At 68.4% G+C, this 19782-nt stretch carries 16 protein-coding genes and 1 pseudogene; 1 reads left to right on the top strand and 16 read right to left on the bottom strand.

Annotation, left to right across the window (positions count from 1 at the left end; all coding sequences use genetic code 11):
* Positions 1-41 precede the first annotated feature (41 nt).
* The 3 genes and pseudogenes from metE to hflX form a co-directional block, all read right to left on the bottom strand.
* Positions 42-2363 carry a 5-methyltetrahydropteroyltriglutamate--homocysteine S-methyltransferase gene (gene metE, locus CTB96_RS07380; RefSeq protein ID WP_219993234.1) on the bottom strand — a complete coding sequence of 774 codons (2322 nt, stop codon included), beginning with the start codon at positions 2361-2363 and terminating at the stop codon, positions 42-44.
* A 126-nt stretch (positions 2364-2489) separates the two neighbouring features.
* Positions 2490-3425, bottom strand: a pseudogene (locus tag CTB96_RS20690) (methylenetetrahydrofolate reductase); the annotation flags it as partial.
* Between the two features lie 282 nt (positions 3426-3707).
* Entirely contained in the window at positions 3708-5249 is a 1542-nt protein-coding gene (hflX, locus tag CTB96_RS07375) for a GTPase HflX (protein WP_110126249.1), read from the bottom strand.
* A gap of 41 nt (positions 5250-5290) precedes the next feature.
* Between hflX and CTB96_RS07370 the strand changes: the two genes are divergently transcribed.
* The gene (locus tag CTB96_RS07370) at positions 5291-5917 is read left to right on the top strand and encodes a class I SAM-dependent methyltransferase (protein ID WP_110126248.1); all 627 of its coding nucleotides are present in this window, start codon (positions 5291-5293) and stop codon (positions 5915-5917) included.
* A gap of 72 nt (positions 5918-5989) precedes the next feature.
* On the opposite strand, the gene dapF is transcribed toward CTB96_RS07370, so the two are convergent.
* The 13 genes from dapF to CTB96_RS07305 form a co-directional block, all read right to left on the bottom strand.
* A complete protein-coding gene (gene dapF, locus CTB96_RS07365) occupies positions 5990-6871 on the bottom strand; it encodes a diaminopimelate epimerase (protein ID WP_110126247.1) in 882 nt (293 codons plus the stop codon).
* A gap of 41 nt (positions 6872-6912) precedes the next feature.
* A complete protein-coding gene (gene miaA, locus CTB96_RS07360) occupies positions 6913-7827 on the bottom strand; it encodes a tRNA (adenosine(37)-N6)-dimethylallyltransferase MiaA (protein ID WP_110126246.1) in 915 nt (304 codons plus the stop codon).
* Positions 7828-7832: 5 nt separating this feature from the next.
* On the bottom strand, positions 7833-9500 hold the full coding sequence (gene miaB / locus CTB96_RS07355; protein WP_110126245.1) for a tRNA (N6-isopentenyl adenosine(37)-C2)-methylthiotransferase MiaB: 1668 nt from the start codon (positions 9498-9500) through the stop codon (positions 7833-7835).
* A gap of 37 nt (positions 9501-9537) precedes the next feature.
* Positions 9538-10152, bottom strand: a complete 615-nt coding sequence (locus CTB96_RS07350) for a regulatory protein RecX (RefSeq protein ID WP_110126244.1) — start codon at positions 10150-10152, stop codon at positions 9538-9540.
* A gap of 5 nt (positions 10153-10157) precedes the next feature.
* Positions 10158-11300: a recombinase RecA gene (gene recA / locus CTB96_RS07345; protein ID WP_066594360.1), complete on the bottom strand. Its 1143-nt coding sequence runs from the start codon at positions 11298-11300 to the stop codon at positions 10158-10160.
* A 375-nt stretch (positions 11301-11675) separates the two neighbouring features.
* Entirely contained in the window at positions 11676-11897 is a 222-nt protein-coding gene (locus CTB96_RS07340) for a DUF3046 domain-containing protein (protein WP_110126243.1), read from the bottom strand.
* Positions 11898-11935: 38 nt separating this feature from the next.
* Positions 11936-12244: a helix-turn-helix domain-containing protein gene (locus tag CTB96_RS07335; RefSeq protein ID WP_110126242.1), complete on the bottom strand. Its 309-nt coding sequence runs from the start codon at positions 12242-12244 to the stop codon at positions 11936-11938.
* Positions 12245-12411: 167 nt separating this feature from the next.
* Complete coding sequence (locus CTB96_RS07330) at positions 12412-12927, bottom strand: CinA family protein (RefSeq protein WP_110126241.1); 516 nt, start codon at positions 12925-12927, stop codon at positions 12412-12414.
* Positions 12928-12929: 2 nt separating this feature from the next.
* Complete coding sequence (gene pgsA / locus CTB96_RS07325) at positions 12930-13529, bottom strand: CDP-diacylglycerol--glycerol-3-phosphate 3-phosphatidyltransferase (protein ID WP_110126240.1); 600 nt, start codon at positions 13527-13529, stop codon at positions 12930-12932.
* A gap of 3 nt (positions 13530-13532) precedes the next feature.
* Positions 13533-16445: an FtsK/SpoIIIE family DNA translocase gene (locus CTB96_RS07320; RefSeq protein WP_110126326.1), complete on the bottom strand. Its 2913-nt coding sequence runs from the start codon at positions 16443-16445 to the stop codon at positions 13533-13535.
* 183 nt (positions 16446-16628) lie between these two features.
* Entirely contained in the window at positions 16629-17855 is a 1227-nt protein-coding gene (locus CTB96_RS07315; protein WP_110126239.1) for an ABC transporter permease, read from the bottom strand.
* Positions 17852-18574, bottom strand: coding sequence for an ABC transporter ATP-binding protein (locus CTB96_RS07310; protein WP_110126238.1), 723 nt, complete (start codon positions 18572-18574; stop codon positions 17852-17854). Before CTB96_RS07310 ends, CTB96_RS07315 begins: the two co-directional genes overlap by 4 nt.
* A complete protein-coding gene (locus tag CTB96_RS07305; protein WP_181397178.1) occupies positions 18571-19617 on the bottom strand; it encodes an efflux RND transporter periplasmic adaptor subunit in 1047 nt (348 codons plus the stop codon). Before CTB96_RS07305 ends, CTB96_RS07310 begins: the two co-directional genes overlap by 4 nt.
* Positions 19618-19782 lie beyond the last annotated feature (165 nt).

Below are 19782 nucleotides of genomic sequence, written 5' to 3'. Positions count from 1 at the left end.
CCCACGAGGGGACCGGGCCTGTTCCCGTTCTACCCGTGCATTCAGACCAGGGTGGCCCGCACAGCGCGGGTGGCGTCCACGATGTTGCGCAGGGAATCGACGGTCTCGGCGTAGCCGCGGGTCTTGAGGCCACAGTCCGGGTTCACCCAGACCTGGCGGGCGGGGATCGACTCGAGGGCACGTTCGAGCAGTTCGGTCACCTCGGCCACGCCGGGCACGCGCGGCGAGTGGATGTCGTAGACGCCCGGTCCGATGCCGTGGTCGAAGCCGCTGGCCTGCAGGTCCGCCACGACTTCCATCTTCGACCGGGCCGCCTCGATGCTGGTGACGTCGGCGTCCAGGTTGCGGATCGCGTCAATGACCACACCGAACTCGGAGTAGCAGAGGTGGGTGTGGATCTGGGTGGCATCCGCGACGCCCGCGGTGGCGAGCCGGAAGGATCCGACCGACCAGTCCAGGTAGTCGGCGTGGTCCTTCTTCTTCAGTGGCAGCAGTTCGCGCAGAGCGGGCTCGTCCACCTGCACCACCTGGATACCGGCGGCCTCGAGGTCGCCGATCTCGTCGCGCAGGGCGAGGGCCACCTGCCGGGCGGTCTCCCCCAGCGGCTGGTCATCCCGCACGAACGACCAGGCCAGGATGGTGACCGGCCCGGTGAGCATGCCCTTGACCGGCTTCTCGGTGAGGCTCTGGGTGTAGCTGGACCACTCCACCGTGATGGGCGCGGGGCGGGAGACGTCGCCCCAGAGGATCGACGGGCGGGTGCACCGGCTGCCGTAGGACTGCACCCAGCCGTTCTCGGTGACAGTGAAGCCGTCGAGGTTCTCGGCGAAGTACTGCACCATGTCGTTGCGTTCGGGTTCGCCGTGCACGAGCACGTCCAGGCCCAGGTCCTCCTGCAGCTGCACCACCCGGCCGATCTCGGCGCGCATGAGCTCCTGGTAATCGGCGGGGGCGAGCTCGCCGGAGACCAAACGGGCGCGGGCGCGGCGGATCTCGCCGGTCTGCGGGAACGAACCGATCGTCGTGGTCGGCAGGGGCGGCAGGTCGAGCACGGCCTCCTGCGCGGCCAGACGGGTCTCGTAGTCGCCGCGGCTGAAGTCGGCCGGCGTGAGGGAATCGAGCCGGGCACGCACGGCACCGTCGCGCACGCCGGGCGAGACCCGGCGGGCGGCGAGGGACGCGGTCGCCGCGTCGAGTTCGGCCTGAATGGCCGCCTGTCCCTCGGCGAGGCCGCGAGCCAGGGTGGCGACCTGGCCGATCTTCTGGTCGGCGAAGGCGAGCCAGCCGGGAAGGTCGGCGCCGAGCTTGCTCTCGTCGGTCACGTCGTGCGGCAGGTGCAGCAGCGAGGTGGAACTGGAGACAGCGATCCGGTCGGTCAGAGCGCCCAGCTGGCCGACCTTCTCGAACGCGGCCGCGAGGTCACCGCGCCAGATGTTGTGGCCGTCGATCACGCCGGCCACGAGAACGGTGTCGCCCAGGCCGGGCACGTCGGCCGGAACGGTGCCGCGCACGAGGTCAAGCCCGATGGCCTCGACCGGGGTTCCCGCCAGTACCGGCAGGGCGTCATCGAGGCTGCCATAGGGGGCCGCCACGAACAGGCTGGGCCGGTTCTCCAGGGCGCCGAGGGTCTCATACGACCGGGCGAGCGCGGCCAATGCTGTGTCACGCGGGATGTCGATGCTTTCACTGACAAGACCCGGCTCGTCCAGCTGCACCCACTGGGCGCCGGCGGCGGCCAGGCGTTCGATGAGGGTGGCGTAGACCGGAAGCAGGTCGTCCAGGCGATCGAGCGGGTGGAAGTCAGCCGGGGCGTCGCTTGACGGCTTGGCCAGGAGCAGGAAGGTGACCGGGCCCACGATGACCGGGCGGGTGAGGAAACCGGCGGCGACGGCCTCAGCGAATTCGCGCACGATGCGGTCGCTGGCGAGGGAGAACGTGGTGTCCGGGCCGATCTCCGGCACCAGGTAGTGGTAGTTGGAGTCGAACCACTTGGTCATTTCCAGGGGCAGGTTCTCGCCGGCGCCGCGCGCGAGGGTGAAGTAGCCGGCGAGGTCGAGGTGACCGTCGGCGTCGACGAGGTCAGCGAAGCGGGCGGGGATGGCGCCAACGGTGACCGCTGCATCCAGCACCTGGTCGTAGAAGGAGAAGCTCTCCGGGATCGAGGAGTCGGTACGGCCCAGGCCCAGGCCGGCGAGCCGCTCCCGAGTGGTGTTGCGGAGCGTCGCGGCGGTGGCCTCGAGTTCGGCGGCGTCGATCCGGCCGGCCCAGAAGGCTTCGACGGCTTTCTTGAGTTCGCGGCGGCGACCGATTCTCGGGTAGCCGAGGATCGTTCCGGTGGGGAATGCGGAAACGGTGGTGGTCATCAGTAGTCCTTCGTGGAGTGAGTACCGGCATTGGTGCTGGCAGAGGGGCTGGTGGAGGCATAGGTCGGAGGCGGCAGATGGGGCAGGTCGACCGGTTCGGCCGGGCGCGAGCGCCCCCGCCCGGTCGAGGACGGCGAGCACTGTTTCGTGCTGGTTGAAGGCGTAGAGGTGCAGGCCGGGAGCGCCGCCGGCAATGAGCTTCTCGGCCAGTGCTGCGGCGTGGCTGATGCCGATCTCCCGCTGGCCTTCGGCGGTGGGCTCAACCTCGAGCTGGATGGACAGCTCGGCGGGCAGTTCCTCGCCGGAGAGTTCGAGGATGCGTCGCAGCCGCGCGGGGCTGGTCACCGGCATGATGCCGGGCAGGATCGGGAACTCGACGCCGGCCTCTCGAGCCCGCTGGATGAAGCTCAGGTAGTGGTCGGCGTGGAAGAACAGCTGGGTGATGGCGAGGTTCGCGCCCGCTGCCTGCTTGGCCAGCAGGGTGTCGATGTCTTGCGCGGTGGAGCGGGAGCGGGGGTGCCCGTTCGGGAAGGCGGCCACGGCGATGCGCACGTGTTCGCGTTCGGTCTTCACTGCGCGGGCACGCGGCAGGCCGGGGATCGGGGTTTCCTGGTACGGCACGCGTTCCGCCTGCACCCGGTGAATGAGCTGCACGAGCTCGCCGGCGCTGTGCAGGTCGCCGAGGAAGGTGTCGTTCTCGGTCAGCCCTTCCGGCGGGTCACCGCGCAGGGCGAGGAAGCTGCGCACGCCGGCGTCGAGGAACTCCCGGATCAGGCTGCTGGCTTCGGCGTGTGAGGAGCCGACGCAGGTGAGGTGCGCCATCGGGTCCACCGTGGTGGCCCCGCGGATGTAACGCAGCACATCCAGCGACGAGGTGCGGGAGGAGCCGCTGGCGCCGTAGGTGACCGAGATGAACCGGGGGCCGGCCGCGGCCAGGGTGTCGATGGTGGAGTGCAGCGCGGTCGCGGCGGCATCCGTCTTAGGCGGGTACAGCTCGAATGAGAACGGGATGTTCGGCCGACACGCGGGGTCCGCAGCTGTGGACGTTGAGCTCGCTGTCATGGTTCCTCATTCGGCATGTAGGTACAACAAATAGGGCCTGGCGGCCGCGGACCGCCAGGAATTCCGGGCAGCTCCTCGCGGGCGGGTGCCGGGCTCGGCTGTCGCTCCATGCCGGGCGGGTGAACGTTCCGGCAACGATTGAGACGACTCTAACGCCGTCGATTCGCGCGGCACAGTCGCGTGGCCGAATGTTACGTTCGGGGGCAGATAAGCGGGTTAACGACAGAGGGCGGCACCCGATCCGGTAACGGATGCGGGTGCCGCCCTCAGGCCAGGCGAAGGTCAGCCGGCGATGGCCGGAGTGACCACGAACGGGGTGAATTGTGCCTCGATGCCGGGAGAGACCAGCGCGGTGACCAGGGTGCCGGTCTCGGCGTAGTCGAGCGCGAGTACCTTGCCCTGGCCGTGCAGGATGGGAATGAGGTCGCCGCGGTCGTAGGGGATCAGCAGTTCCAGACGGATCTCCGGACGCGGCAGCATCGTCTCGACAGCCTCGAGCACAGCCTCGATGCCTTCGCCGGTGCGCGCCGAGACGAAGATCGCCTTGGGCGACAGGCCACGGAGCACCAAGCGGTCGTCGTCGCTGACCAGGTCGCTCTTGTTGAAGACGACCAGCTCGGGGATGTCGCTGGCTCCGACCTCGCCGATGACCTCGCGTACCGTGGCCAGCTGGCTGGCCGGGTCGGGGTGCGAGGCGTCGACGACGTGGATGATGACGTCGGAGTCTGCGACCTCTTCGAGCGTGGAGCGGAACGCTTCCACCAGCTGGTGGGGCAGGTTGCGCACAAAACCGACGGTGTCGGTGAAGGTGTACAGCCGGCCATCCGCTGTGCTGGACTTGCGCACGGTGGCATCGAGGGTGGCGAACAGCGAGTTCTCCACCAGCACGCCGGCCTTGGTGATGCGGTTGAGCAGGCTGGACTTGCCGGCGTTGGTGTAGCCGACGATCGCCACGGAGGGCACTGCGTTGCGCTTGCGGTTGGCGCGCTTGGCTTCGCGGGCGGGCTTCATCTCGATCATCTGCTTGCGCAGGCGGGACATGCGGGTGTGGATGCGGCGACGGTCGAGTTCGATCTTCGTCTCACCGGGGCCACGCGAGCCCATGCCGGCTCCGGCGCCACCGACCTGGCCACCGGCCTGGCGGGACATCGAGTCGCCCCAACCGCGCAGGCGGGGAAGCAGGTAGGCGAGCTGGGCGAGTTCGACCTGGGCCTTGCCCTCCCGGCTCTTGGCGTGCTGGCTGAAAATGTCCAGGATCACCGCGGTGCGGTCGATCACCTTCACCTTGACCACGTCTTCGAGCGCACGCCGCTGGCTGGGCGCGAGCTCGGAGTCGGCGATCACGGTGTCGGCGCCGAGCGCCGCCACGATGGAGGCGAGCTCGAGGGCCTTGCCCTTACCGAGGTAGGTGCTGGGGTCGGGGGTGGCGCGGCGCTGCAACAGACCGTCGAGCACGGTGGCACCGGCGGTTTCGGCCAGGGCGGCGAGCTCGCGCATGGAGTTCTCGGCGTCGAGCAGGCTGCGGGCGGAGTAGACGCCGATCAGCACCACATTCTCGAGGCGCAGCTGGCGGTATTCGACCTCGGTGACGTCCTGCAGTTCGGTGGAGAGTCCACCGACGCGGCGCAGGGCGTTGCGGTCTTCACGTTCGGTCTGTTCACCGTCGTGGTCGCCGCCGTCGAATCCGCCGTCGGCAGGGCGGGCCTGCAGGGCCTGTGCGGACCCGCTAGCGAACAGGGAGTAGCCGGACGAACGGCTCTCGGCGCTGGCCAGCACGCGCGCAACTACATCGTCATCGTCGTGTGGAGCGGTTGATTCAGTCATTGCTTTAACTCTAGTTCCTCTTCTTTCGATAAGTTCGTTGTATGGCTTCCGAACACTATTTCTCGTCGACTCCGGGCAGCGACCTGAAATTGCGGAAGATCACCGTCAAGATCGCCGGTGCGATCCGCGAGGTGACGACGGCGAACGCGATCTTCTCCCCCGAACACATCGACACGGGCACCAAGGTGCTGATGCGTGAAGCCCCGTTGCCCTCCGGCGGCGGCGATGTTCTCGACCTCGGTTGCGGCTGGGGCCCGATCAGCCTGCACCTGGCCCTCGCCGACCCGACCGCCACCGTCTGGGCGGTGGATGTCAATGAACGAGCCCTCGACCTCGTGCGCCTGAACGCCGCCAGCTTAGGGCTCACCAACATCAACGCCGTGCTGCCGACGGATGTTCCCGACGACGTAGTCTTCGCCGGTATCTGGTCGAACCCGCCGATCCGGGTGGGCAAGGCCGAACTGCACTCGATGCTCGAGCAGTGGCTGCCGCGCCTCAAACCGGGCGCGGATGCCTGGCTCGTCGTGCAGCGGAACCTCGGGTCCGACTCGCTGCACCGCTGGCTCGCCGAGGAATTCCCCGGCGCCGGCGAGCCCGGCGCCCTCGAGGTCTCCCGCTATGCCACCGACAAGGGTTTCCGCATCCTGCAGGCGCACAAGCTCCCCTAGGTTCGCGAGCCGTGACCTAAGCCCCGAAAACCCGAGGTTTTCGGGGCTTTACTCACGGTTCGCGAGAGATGACTAGGCCAGGTGGAGGGTGCCGTCGAAGACCAGGTCGGCGGGGCCGGAGAGCGAGACGTGCTCGCCGTCTTCGGTGGGGAACATGCGCACGCCGAGCACGCCGCCGGGCACCTCAACGCGCCACTGGTTCGGGGCGCCCTTGCCGGCCCAGTGCCGGGTAGCCAGGGCGGCCGCGACGGCGCCGGTGCCGCAGGAGAGGGTCTCTCCGCTGCCGCGTTCGTGCACGCGCATGCGGATGCGGCCGACGCCGTCGACGACCAGCGGGTCGTGCGGCAGCACGAACTCCACGTTGGCTCCCTCGGCAGCTGGCGGGTCGAGCTGGGGAATGAAGGTGAGGTCGGCGCTCTCGAGCTCGTCGGCGTCGGCGAGGGCGACGACAACGTGCGGATTGCCCACGTTGATGCCGAGGCCGGGCCGGGCCACAGCGAGGTTCTTGGCGCGCACGAGGGTCTCCCCCGGTTCCAGCCGCCAGCGACCGAGGTCGACCTGGTAGCCGGTGTTGTTACGTTGCAGGTCGCGCACGCCACTGCGGGTGCCCACCGGGAGGGTCTCACCCGGGCCGAGCTCGACGAGTCCCTGCTCGAGCAGGAATCTCGTGAACACGCGGATGCCGTTGCCGCACATCTCCGAGACCGTGCCGTCGGCGTTCCAGTAGTCCATGAACCATTCGGCCTGGTCGTCCTCGGCCAGCGCCGCGGCGCCGGCGGCCAGCTTGCTGGAGCGCACCGCACGGATGATGCCATCCGCGCCCACGCCGAACCTGCGGTCGCAGATGCCCTGGATCTGTTCGGGGCTGAGATCGATCTCACCGTCGGGGTCCGCGATCAACACGAAGTCGTTTCCGGTGCCGTGGCCCTTGGTGAAGTGGAGGTCGATACTCATCTGCCTAGTTTAGGGACTCGACTGGGTCGGCCGGTCGGCGGTCAGACGCCGGTCAGGTGCACGGCGGCCTGGTCGACCCGGTCAGTGGCGTCGGCGTCGATCCAGTGTGTGTGCGGGTCGCGCTTGAACCAGCTGACCTGCCGCCGGGCATAGCGCCGGGTGAGTTGCTGGGTGGCCTCGACGGCCTCAGCCTGGCTGAGGGTGCCGTGCAGCTGCCCCAGTGCCTGGGCGTAGCCGATCGCCCGGCTGGCCGTGACCCCGGTTTCGAGGCCGGCGGGGATGAGTTCGCGTACCTCGTCGACAAGGCCTGCCGCCCACATCCGGTCGACCCGGGCGTCGAGGCGGGGAGTGAGCTCCTCGCGGGGCAGGCGCAGGCCGAGAGTGACGGCGGGCATCCAGTAGACCTGCTCGCCGGGCAGCACCGCAGCATGTGGGGCGCCGGTGAGCTCGACCACCTCGAGGGCACGCACGAGCCTGCGTCCGTTGCTGGCGCCGATGCGGGCCGCCGCGTCAGGGTCGACGGCCTTCAGCCGTTCGTAGATCAGGCCGGGGCCCTGCTCGGTGAGCTCAGCCTCCAGCCGCGCGCGCACGACCGGGTCGGTGCCGGGGAACTGGAAATCGTAGACGACGGAGGAGACGTACAGGCCGGAGCCGCCGACGAGGATCGGCACGGCGCCGCGGTCGAGGATTCCGGTGATGGCCGCACGCGCCTCGGCCTGGTAGCGCGCAACCGTGGCCTCGTCGGAGACCTCGAGCACGTCGAGCAGGTGATGCGGCACGCCGCGACGCTCATCGACGGCCAGCTTCGCGGTGCCGATGTCCATGCCGCGGTAGAGCTGCATCGCGTCGGCGTTCACGATCTCGGCGGGGCGGCCCGACGCGATCAGCCGGCCGGCGAGGTCGAGCGACAGGTCGGACTTGCCGGTACCGGTCGGTCCGACGATGACAATGAGCACCGGGGTTAGCGTTCCTGGTCGTCGACGGGGTAGATCGGAATGGTGGTGGCGCCGCCGTGCTGGTTCAGGTTGCTGAGGTTCAGTCCGGCCGGGCCGCCCACGCGCAGGGTCGGCAGGCCGAGGGAGACAGCGCCTCCGGTGGAGCCGGCCGGGGTGGGCACGCCGCAGGATTCGGCCTCCTGCCGGTCCCAGGCGTCGCCGGCGATGGTGCGGCGGATGCGCAGCGGTGCGCCGTCGAGGGAGTCGGCGATGAGGTGGAACGGGGCGGCCTGGGTGACGGTGACGGTGACCATGTCGCCCGGGCGGGGCAGGTCGGAGCCGGCCGGCACGTCGAAGTGCACCAGGCGGCTGTCGGGGGCGCGGCCGCTGAGCCGGTGGGTTGCCCCGTCTTTGCGGCCTTCACCGTTGGCGACGAGGAGTTCGACCTCCCGGCCGATGACCTTGCGGTTCTCTTCCCAGGAGATGCGTTCCTGCAGAGCGATCAAGCGTTCGTAGCGGTCCTGCACGACGGCCTTCGGCACCTGGTCGGCCATGGTGGCGGCGGGCGTGCCGGGCCGGATGGAGTACTGGAAGGTGAATGCGGTGGCGAACCGCGATTCTTCGACCACGCGCATGGTCTCGAGGAAGTCCTCCTCGGTCTCGCCGGGGAAGCCCACGATGATGTCGGTGCTGATCGCGGCGTCCGGCATCTGCGCGCGCACGCGCTCCAGGATGCCGAGGAACTTGGTGGAGCGGTACGAGCGGCGCATAGCCTTGAGCACCTTGTCGGAGCCGGACTGTAGCGGCATGTGCAGCTGCGGCATCACGGCAGGGGTGTCGGCCATGGCGTCGATGACGTCGTCGGTGAACGCGGCGGGGTGCGGGCTGGTGAAGCGGATGCGCTCCAGCCCCTTGATCTGGCCGGCCGCGCGCAGCAGCTTGCCGAAGGCGAGCCTGTCGCCGAACTCGACGCCGTAAGAGTTCACGTTCTGACCCAGCAGGGTGACCTCGATGGCGCCGTCGTCGACGAGGGCCTGGATCTCGGCCAGGATCTCGCCCGGGCGGCGGTCCTTCTCCTTGCCGCGGAGGGCGGGCACGATGCAGAAGGTGCAGGTGTTGTTGCAGCCGACCGAGATCGACACCCAGCCGCTGTAGCTGGAGTCGCGCTTGGTGGGCAGGGTAGACGGGAACGTCTCGAGCGACTCGAGGATCTCCAGCTGGGCCTCGCCGTTGTGGCGGGCGCGTTCGAGGAGGCTGGGCAGTGACCCCATGTTGTGCGTGCCGAACACCACGTCGACCCAGGGTGCCTTGGCCAGGATGGTGGCCTTGTCCTTCTGGGCCAGGCAGCCGCCGACGGCGATCTGCATGCCGGCATGCTTGCGCTTGACCGAGGCGAGATAGCCGAGGTTGCCGTAGAGCTTGTTGTCGGCGTTCTCCCGCACCGCGCAGGTGTTGATCACGACGATGTCGGCCTCGGCGCCGTCGGCGGACACGTACCCGGCGGCCTCGAGCGACCCGCTGAGTCGTTCGGAGTCGTGCACGTTCATCTGGCAGCCGAAGGTGCGTACCTCGTAGGTGCGTGCCCGGCCGGCGTCGTCCCGCGCCGCAGAGGACGGTGCGATGACCGTCGTCGTGTGCGGCGACGGGGCGAGGGACGACGGGGTGGCCAGGGACGGTGCGGTGACGCTGCTCATAGTTCCCTCAGCTTACGCTTGCGCCGGGCCGCTCAGATCAGCGGAAGCGCACCGTGGAGGTGCGACCGGAGCCTCGACGGGACGCCAGGGCGGCCTTGACGGCGTCGCGCACGACCGAGGAGGCGTACCCCTTGCGCATCAGGAAGCCGGTGAGCCGGCGATCGATGGTGGCGTCGTCGAACCGGTCGAGCTGACCAACCCGCTTGAGCGCGAGTTCGGTGGCGCGCTCCGCCTCGTCGTCGGGCATCTCCTCGAGCTTCTCGGCGATCAGCTCGGCGCCCAGACCGCGCTGGCGCATTTCGGCGGCGACGCCACTGCGCCCCAGCCCTTTGCGCTCGTGGTGGCTGTGCATGATCTGGTCGGCGAGTTTCTCTTCGTCGAGGTAGTGCAGCACGGTGAACCGTTCGAGGATCTCGTGCACCGCCTCCTCGTCGATGTCGGTGGAACGGAGCAGCTTCTCGGCCTCGACCAGGGAGAGCGAGCGGCCACGCAAACGCTGCAGCAGCAGCTTCTCGGCGTGGTCGCGCTCGTCCGCGGTCTCATCGGCCGCAGCATCCGCCTGATCGGCAGGGCTGGCGCCCGGCAGGTAAGTCACCGGGGCCAGCTCCGCCCGACGGGCGGAACGCTCTGGCGAGGCTTCGAAGTGAACCATGGGAGTTAGGCGCCCTTGCGTGCGCCGGCCTTGGGCGCGATGGACGCGACCTTGGCACCGTCGGTTCCGGTGGCCAGGCCGGATGCCGCGGCCTCGGCGGCTGCGGCGGCCGTAGCGGCATCGTCTGTCGCCTTCTTGGCGGCCTTGCCCTCTGCACCAACGCCGAGCTTGTTGAGGATCTTGGTCTCGATCTCGTTGGCCATGTCGGGGTTGCGCAGCAGGAAGTTGCGGGAGTTCTCCTTGCCCTGGCCGAGCTGGTCACCGTCGTAGGTGTACCAGGCGCCGGACTTCTTGACGATGCCCTGGTCGACACCGAAGTCGATCAGGCTGCCCTCGCGGGAGATGCCCACGCCGTAGATGATGTCGAACTCGGCCTGCTTGAACGGCGGAGCCATCTTGTTCTTGACGACCTTGACCCTGGTGCGGTTACCGACGGCCTCGGTGCCGTCCTTGAGGGTCTCGATGCGGCGGATGTCCAGGCGAACGGAGGCGTAGAACTTGAGCGCCTTACCGCCGGCGGTGGTCTCCGGGCTGCCGAACATCACGCCGATCTTCTCGCGCAGCTGGTTGATGAAGATCATGGTGGTGTTGGTCTGGCTGAGGCCACCGGTGAGCTTGCGCAGTGCCTGCGACATCAGGCGGGCCTGCAGGCCCACGTGGGAGTCACCCATCTCACCTTCGATTTCAGCGCGCGGCACCAGGGCGGCCACGGAGTCGATCACGATGAGGTCGATCGAGCCGCTTCGCACGAGCATGTCGGCGATTTCCAGCGCCTGCTCACCGGTGTCGGGCTGGGAGACGAGGAGGGCATCGATGTCGACGCCGAGCTTCTTGGCGTACTCGGGGTCGAGGGCGTGCTCCGCGTCGATGAACGCGGCGATGCCGCCGTTTTTCTGCGCGTTCGCAATCGCGTGCAGGGTGAGGGTGGTCTTACCCGAGGATTCCGGTCCGTAGATCTCTACGATGCGGCCACGGGGCAGTCCGCCTATGCCGAGCGCGACGTCCAAAGCGATCGACCCGGTGGAGATGGTCTCGACGGGTGCGCGCTCGTCGCTGCCGAGGCGCATGACCGAGCCCTTGCCGAACTGGCGGTCAATCTGGGCGAGTGCGGTGTCGAGTGCCTTCTCGCGGTCTGCTGCTGATGCCATGGTGTGCTCCTTTGGGTCGTGCGCGTGGCGCCTATAGGCTGTCGTTTCGATGCCCGGAACATCCCCGGCCACCGCCCTCGACAAGGCAGGTGCGCTGTGTCGTTGACGAGCCCGACTGTACGCGGCACCTCCGACACTGGCCGGGCGGTGACGCGACTGTACACAGTCCGTCTTCGACTTCTACTGTGGAGGAGCCTACCAAGAACCGAACACGCATTCGACGCGAACGCGGTGTGTCGGAATATTCTCGGCGGCCTCTGTTCGAGCCGCGCGGTGCCGGTTCCCCCGAAACGGGGCCGTCGGATACGACAAACGGCCCGGCTGCAAGGCCGGGCCGTTCTGATGTCATGATGTGCGACCGGCTCGAATGACCGGTCAGTTGCGGGCCGGCGGCAGGCCGGCACCGTGGCGGCGCTGGGGTGGCACATCCGTTTCGGCGCAGAGAGCCATCCAGACATCGCGGGCGGGGACTCCGACCGCGAGGGCCTGATCGGCTGTGCGGCCGAGTGGGCCGAGGACGAGGTCCCTGGTCAGCACTCGGCCGTAGCTCTCGCCGAACTCGTCTTTCAGGGCTTGGCGGAACTCACTCAATCGCATGCTGCGCTCGCTCCTGTGCCGTGGGCGGGGTGGCCGACCTAGCGCACCATCATGCTGGCGTCGAACTTCGCGACCAGCTCGTCGGGCACGGTGTCGGGGAAACGGTCGATTCCCTCGATGACGGCCAAACGGTCGCCGACCTCGCGCATGATTACTGAAATGGGGGTGTCCAACGCATCTGCAACGGAAGCCAGAATCTCAGATGAGGCTTCCTTCTGACCGCGCTCCACTTCGGACAGGTAACCGAGGGCCACACTGGCCTTGCTGGCAACCTGACGCAGGGTGCGCCCCTTCTGCAGGCGGAAGTCCCTGAGCACATCGCCGATTTCCTGACGAACAAGAATCATCGGAACCTCCTTCTTCGTGCTGTCTGAACTGATGGGGGCCCACTCAACTGGTCAGTTTCGTGTGACGGATTGCCAACAGTACCGTATCCATCCGACTCCTCGAGATTACCGAGGATGACTGGACTTTTCTTGTGAATATGTGTTCTGTAACCCAGCGGTAACACGAACTATTCCGTGGATTCCGGCTTTCCATTTTCCATCAGCTGACTCACAGCTTCGATCGCGTGTTCGACGGTCTGCGCGCGAATTCCGGCGCGGTCGCCGCTCAGCCGCAACCGGATCGCATGCGATTGGTCTCCCAGGGACAGTCCGAGGTAGACGGTGCCGACGGCTTGGCCGTCCTGTTCTGACGGGCCGGCCACCCCGGTGGTGGCGATGCCGATGTCGGCGGGACGACCATCGACCGCGAGGGCGGTACGAACGCCCGAGGCCATCTGCCGGGCGACCTCGGGGTGCACGGCGCCGTGTTCGGCCAGCAGCGCGGCGTCCACACCGAGCTGGGTGTGCTTGATCGGGGTCTGGTAGGCCACCACTCCCCCGGCGACGACGGCGGATGCGCCGGGGATCCGCACGAGTTCGGCGACGAGCAGTCCGCCGGTCAGCGACTCCGCCACGGCGATGGTGAGCTGCCGGGCGATGAGGGTCGCGATCAGGCCGGCCGCGGCATCCGTGGGGGCGGGCACGTTCAGGACTGGTTCGACTCGGCCTGCCGGCTCACCCGGCGGGCGGCGACGAGGTACTCCACGCCGGTGTACACGGTGAGCACCAGCGCGATGGTCATCGTGATGCCGTTCACCCAGTGGATCCAATCGCCGAATACGAGCCAGAGCGGCAGAAGGGCGAGCGAGATCGCCACCGACTGAGCGATCGTCTTGAGCTTGCCGCCGCGGGAGGCGGGAATGACCCGGTCGCTGAGCATGAAGAAGCGGAACACCGTGATGCCGATCTCGCGCACGAGGATGATCACGGTGACCCACCAGGGCAGCTCGGCGAGGATCGACAGTCCGATCAGGGCGGCACCGGTGAGGATCTTGTCGGCGATCGGGTCGAGCAGTTTGCCCAGGTCGGTGACGAGGTTGTACTTGCGGGCGATCGCGCCGTCGACGCCGTCGGTGGCGATGGCCACGATGAACAGGGCGGCGGCCCACCAGCGGAGGGCGCCGTCGGCCCCGTTGTCGGCCAGCAGCATCCAGAAGAACAGCGGTGCGAGCAGGATCCGCACGACGGTGATGATGTTCGGCAGGTTCCAGTTCGACGACGTGGCCGGAGCGGTCGGTGTAGCCATGGGTCAGTCCCTGTCGGTGAGTTGCCAGGCGTCCTCGTCCGAGTCGCCCTCTTCCTCAGCGTACCCTTCGCTCATCTTGGCCACCGGGTCGTCGGCGTAACGCGGGTCAGGTGCGGCCTGCTCGTGCGCCTGCGACCGCTGCGACTCCTCGAACTGCGACTTGGCCGTTGCGGCGTGGTGCTCGGCGTCGGAGCCGCGCAGCTTGGCCAGCACGCTCGGCAGTTGTTCGGCGGTGACGAGCACGTCGCGGGCCTTGGAGCCCTCGGACGGCCCGACGATCTCGCGGGACTCGAGCAGGTCCATCAATCGGCCGGCCTTGGCGAAGCCCACCCGGAGCTTGCGCTGCAGCATCGACGTGGAACCGAACTGGGTGGAGACCACGAGCTCCGCGGCGGCGAGCAGCACCTCGAGGTCGTCGCCGATGTCGGAGTCGATCTCCTTGCGCGGCGCCTCGGCGGAGACGTCGGGCCGGTAGTCGGGCCGGGCCTGCTGGGTGACGTGCTTGACGACCTTCTCGATCTCGGCCTCGTTCACCCAGGCGCCCTGCACCCGTAGTGCCTTGGAGGCGCCCATCGGCAGGAACAGGGCGTCACCCTGGCCGATCAGCTTGTCGGCGCCGGGCTGGTCGAGGATGACCCGTGAGTCGGTGACGCTGGTGACGGCGAACGCGAGGCGGGACGGAACGTTGGCCTTGATCAGGCCGGTGACGACGTCGACGCTGGGTCGCTGGGTGGCGAGCACCAGGTGGATACCGGAGGCGCGGGCCAGCTGGGTGATGCGCACGATCGAGTCTTCGACGTCACGCGGGGCGACCATCATGAGGTCGGCGAGCTCGTCGACGACCACGAGCAGGTACGGGTAGGGCTTGAGGGTGCGGGCGCTACCGGCAGGGAGCACGATCTCGTTGTTGACGACGGCCTTGTTGAAGTCGTCGATGTGGCGGAAGCCGAAGCTGGCCAGGTCGTCGTAGCGCATGTCCATCTCTTTCACGACCCACTGCAGCGCTTCCGCGGCCTTCTTGGGGTTCGTGATGATGGGGGTGATGAGGTGCGGCACACCGGCGTAGGCGGCCAGCTCGACCCGCTTCGGGTCGATCAGCACCATGCGTACGTCGCTGGGCTTGGCGCGCATCAGCAGGCTGGTGATCATCGAGTTGACGAAGCTGGACTTGCCCGAGCCGGTGGAGCCGGCCACGAGCAGGTGGGGCATCTTGGCGAGGTTGGCGATGACGAACCCACCGCCCACGTCCTTGCCCACACCGATGGTCATGGGATGCGTGCTGTTCGTGGCGGTCGCGGAACGCAGCACGTCGCCGAGGGTGACGATCTCACGGTCGGTGTTGGGAATCTCGATGCCGATGGCGCTCTTGCCGGGGATGGGCGAGAGGATGCGCACCTCGTTGGAGGCGACGGCGTAGGAGAGGTTCTTGCTCAGCGCGGTGACTCGTTCCACCTTGACGCCGGGGCCGAGTTCGATCTCGTACTGGGTGACGGTCGGCCCGCGGGAGAAGCCGGTGACGCGGGCATCCACCGAGAACTGGTTGAGCACCTCGGTGATCGATTTGACGACCTCGTCGTTCGCGGCCGAGCGGGCCTTGGCAGGCGGGCCGGCGGTGAGGGTGGTGGCCGACGGCAGCACGTAGGGCAGCGCGGGCTGTTCGCCGAAGCCGAACTCGGCGGAGCGGTCGACGGCGGTGGCGGCTTCGTCGAGGTCGTCGAGGCCGGGCAGCACCTCGGTGAGGCCGGCCGGGTCGTCGGCGTGCAGGCCGGTGGAATGCGGCACGGTGGCGACTTCCCCGGTGTGCCGTTTGATGGCTTCCTCGGCCTTGAGCAGGTCTTCGAGCACCTCGGTGCCGTAGTGGTCCTGCACCCGCGGCGGTGGCGTGTGGGTGGACTCCAGGGCGGTGTCGAAGCCGCCCTTGGCCGCATCCGCGCCGTGGTTGAGCAGGGTGCTGAGCGGGTCGGCCGCCGGCGGGTCGGCTTCGTCGGCGTCGTTGCCCGACGAAATGGCGCTGCTGAAGTCGGGGTCTTCTTCGCGCTTGGAGTTGTTGCGGCGCCACCAGGGCAGGGCGGCTTCGTCGGTTTCGTCGTCCTGGGCGGGGTCGAGGCCGTCGAGTTCGATCTGCTTGGTCTTGAGCGCCTGGATGCGTTCCTGGCGGGCTTCCTTCAACGCCGCGCGTTCCTCCGGCGCCGGCAGCGGGGCCCCGAACAGCCAGCCGTAGAGCTCCCGGCTGCGTTCGCCGATCTTGTTCGGCGGGGTCTTGGTGATGATGAAGAGACTGAGGATCAGCAGCAGGATGACCACGATGGCCGCGCCGACGGTCTGGATCAGGAAGATCAGCGGGGCCGCGATCATCCAGCCGATGACGCCGCCGGACAGGGCGAGCACCTCCATGCCCTGGCTGGGGGCGGGCTGGCCGCCGAAGATGTGGCAGAGGCCGGACACGGTGACCAGGAGCAGGGAGAGGCCGATGCCGATGCGGCCGTTGTCGTGCACCGAACTCGGGTTGCGGAACAGCCAGATGGCGAAGAGCAGCATGATCACCGGCAGCGCGAAGGCCACCCGGCCGAAGAGGCCGCCGAATGTCCAGGCGTCGAGGGTCTGGGCGATGGGGTCGTTGATCAGGAACCACTCGATGACCGCGCCGGCGATCGAGAGCAGCACGAGGAAGAAGGGCAGTCCGTCGCGGCGCTCCTCCTTGGAGAGCTGCTCGGGGCCGAGGGCACGGGCGGCGCCGCCGGCCACGTGGGCCAGGCCCATCCACATGCGCACGAAGAGGGAGGGCTTGGTCTCGGTGGCCGCGAACTTCACGGTCTTCTGTGACGTGGTGGTGCCGGCGGTTTTGCGCGCGGTCGTTCCTGCGCCGCGCGCAGGGGTGCTGCGGGCACGCCCGGTCGACTTAGTGCTCGTAGCCATGTGTTCCACGGTACCGCCGGGGGCCGACATCCGCGTGAGCCCACGCCCAATTGGGCTGGGCGGCCACGGTGCGGGGCACGTGCTCGAGGTAGGTCACCCGGTCTCGACAAGCTCGACCAGCGGATGGTTGTCGACCAGCGGATGGTTGCGGACCAGCGGATGGTGTCAGATCAGCGGTTGCCATCAATAGCGGATGGCGTCGATCACCTTGACGCGCACCGCCACCAGGGCCGGCAGCAGGCCGGCAAGGGCGCCGACACCGACGGCGCAGGCGAGGCCGAGCAGCGCTGCCTCGACCGGGAAGGGCGGGAAGTCGGTGACCATGCCCTGGCCGATGAAGTCCTGCACCATCGGGTTGGTGACGATGAGAACGGCACCGATCACACCGACCACGCCGGCGACCACGGTAGCCACGATGCTCTCCATCATCACCGAGAAGAAGACCCGGCCGGCGGTGGCGCCGAAGCTGCGGCGCACCCCGATCTCACGGATGCGCTGTTTGAGGGTGACCAGGGCGATGTTCACCAGGCCGAGCGCACCGAGCAGCAGCACCAGGCCGGCCACGCCGGCCACGAGGAGCTTGATCGAGGCGAACGGGTCTTCGTTGCTGGCGGCGTAGTCCTGCCGGTTCACCGACACCATGGTGCCCTCGCCGAGTGCGCCCTCGAGGTCTCGCTGCAGGGCGGGGATGAGTTCCTCGCTGATCGCCGGCGGCACCCACAACTCGTAATTGGGCACGTTGCCGCCGGCCGCGAGCTGGTCGGCCGGAACCAAGGCGCTGAGCGAGTCCATCAACAGGTACATTGCCGGCTCGGTGTCCCAGGTGCTGACCGGGTAGACCCCGGTGATCACGGCGGTGGTCGGGGTGGCCCCGAGCAGGGTGGTGGTGGGATGCGTGGCCAGGTCCGGTTGGCCGATCCGGTCGTAGAAGATCTGGTTGACCAGCACCGCGGGGGCGAGCCTGTCCACGTCGTCGGCGGTGAACCAGGTGCCCTGGGAGAGGGTGACCCGGTGCATGGTGCCGTAGGGCTGGTCGACCCCGATCACCTGCACCGGAACGGCGCCGTCGGTGAACTGCACGGTCTGGCTGGAGTAGAGCACCCGGCTGGCGTACTCGACGCCGTAGCGTTCGAGTTCGGTGGTCCACACGTCCTGCATCACGGTGTCGTCCACCGCACTGCCGTCGTTCTTCGACACGTAGAGCGAGAGGGTGGCCGCGCGACCGCCGTAGCGCTCGTTCTGTTCCACGATCGACTGTTGCGCTACGGCGCCCAGGCCCACCACAGTGGTGATCGCGCACACCGCGACGGCCACTCCGATCAGCGAGAGCATCACCCGGGTCTTGTGGATCCGCAGTTCCTGCCAAGCCTCGACGAACGACCCGACCACGTTGCTCAGCAGCCGGTTCATGCCGGCACCGCCTCGAGCTCGTCTGGCACGACGGTCTCGCCGACGACGGTGAGCACACCGTGGTCCAGGCGCAGGTGTCGGCTCGCCAGGGCGGCGATGGCGGGGTCGTGCGTGATGGTGATCAACGCGGCACCGGAGCCGGTGGCCACCTCGTCGAGGAGGGCCATGACGTCGGCACCGGTCTCGAGGTCGAGGGCGCCGGTGGGCTCGTCGGCCAGGATCAGGCGGGGGCCGCGCACAAGTGAGCGGGCGATCGCCACCCGCTGCTGCTCACCACCGGAGAGTTTGTCGGGCATGGCGCCGAGCCGGTGGCCGAGACCGACCCGTTCGAGCATCTCGGTGGCGATCCGGGCGCGCTGCCAGAACTGCTTGCCAGAGGCGTAGAGCAGCGGTGTCATCACGTTCTCGAGCGCCGTGCGGCCCTGGAGCAGGTTGAACTGCTGGAAGATGAAGCCGACGTCGCGGCCGCGCACCCGGTCGCGTTCGGCCGAGGAGAACGATCGCACCGGCCGGCCGTCGAATTCGAGGTCGCCGCTGGTGGGGTTGTCGAGCAGCCCGAGCAGGTTGAGCAGGGTGGATTTGCCCGAGCCGCTGCGGCCGACGACCGAGACCCTGTCCCCCACTTCGACGTCGAGGTCGACGCCGCTGAGGATGGTCAGCGGCGGGCCGTCGACGAGCTCGACAGTGCGAGTGACGCCGGCCAGGTGCAGGAGGGTCATCCGACCATCACTCCCATGTCGGAACAGATCTCGCTGCCGTCCGGCTGCGTTGTGCAGCCATCCATCGACGGGGCGGCGGCACCGGGCACGAACTGGTTGATCAGGTCGCCCTCCGCGAGCCCGTCGACGACCTGCACCGACGTGCCGTCGTTCATGCCGAGCGTCACCGGGCGTTCTTCGGTGCTGCCGTCCGGCAGCACGAACCAGACGACGCCGGTCTCGGCGGAGCCCTTCACCGCGGTGGTGGGCACCACGAGCACGTTCTCGGCCTTACCGCCGGCGATGGTGATCTGGGCGGCCAGTCCGGGGAAGACGGTGACCTCCGCCGGGATGGCGCAGCTGACGGTGGTGCCGGAGCCGCCGGCGGCTCCTTCGCCGGTGGTGCCGGTGTCGCCGCCGGCATCCGCCCCGGCGAGCGGGGTGGTGATGCGCAGGCCCGTGCAGGTGAACGGCGCCGGCCCATTGGTGATGGCGATCGAGGCCTCGGTGGGCTGGGTGACGAGGCGGTACTGCTGCTCGGGGCTGAGCGAACCGCTCACCGAGTAGCTGGGCGGGGCGACCTGGCCGGTGGCGTCGCCGATGGCGACTGACTGGCCGTGGATGACGGTGAGGGAGCTGAGCACGCCACTGGCGGGGGCGAAGACCTTCTCAAAGGTGATGGCCGGCTTGGGCTGGGTGACGGTGACCATGCCGGTGGCGGCATCCGTCGTCTCGACCGGGTCGAGAACCGTCTCGACCTTGATGTCGTAGATCTTGTCGCCCTCGGTGACGGTCTGGCCGGCGGCGAAGAAGATCTCGTCGACCGTGCCGATCGCGACGGCCTTCACGGGAACGGCGGCGTCGGCCGAGACAGTGCCGGGCAGGGTGACGTCGTTGGTGATCGTGCCGAGGGCGACAGGCACCTGCGGTTCGACGATCTCCCCCGTGGGCTGGGCCGGGTCTTGTGCCTCGGCGGTGTCGGCGAAGAATGCCAGTTTGACCAGGGCGACGGCGATGGCCGCAATCACCACCAGGCGAAGAATGGGAAAGACCCACTTGCGCATTACGTTCACTGAAAATCCCCCACACTCGACTCGGCGTCCGCGACGTCGGCTGGCTCGATCCTAGGGGCAACCAGTGTCGGTCACGGGAACGAAAGGGCCGCTGCCGCCGAATATCCTCCTGAAGGATGACGACCCGGCCGGGTGGAGAAACACGGCACCCCCGGC

Origin of the sequence: Cryobacterium arcticum (assembly GCF_003185895.1) — a bacterium.
In the GTDB taxonomy this organism is placed as follows: Bacteria; Actinomycetota; Actinomycetes; order Actinomycetales; family Microbacteriaceae; genus Cryobacterium; species Cryobacterium arcticum.
Note: the sequence above shows the minus strand (reverse complement) of the source record. Positions and strands in the feature narration are given on the sequence as shown.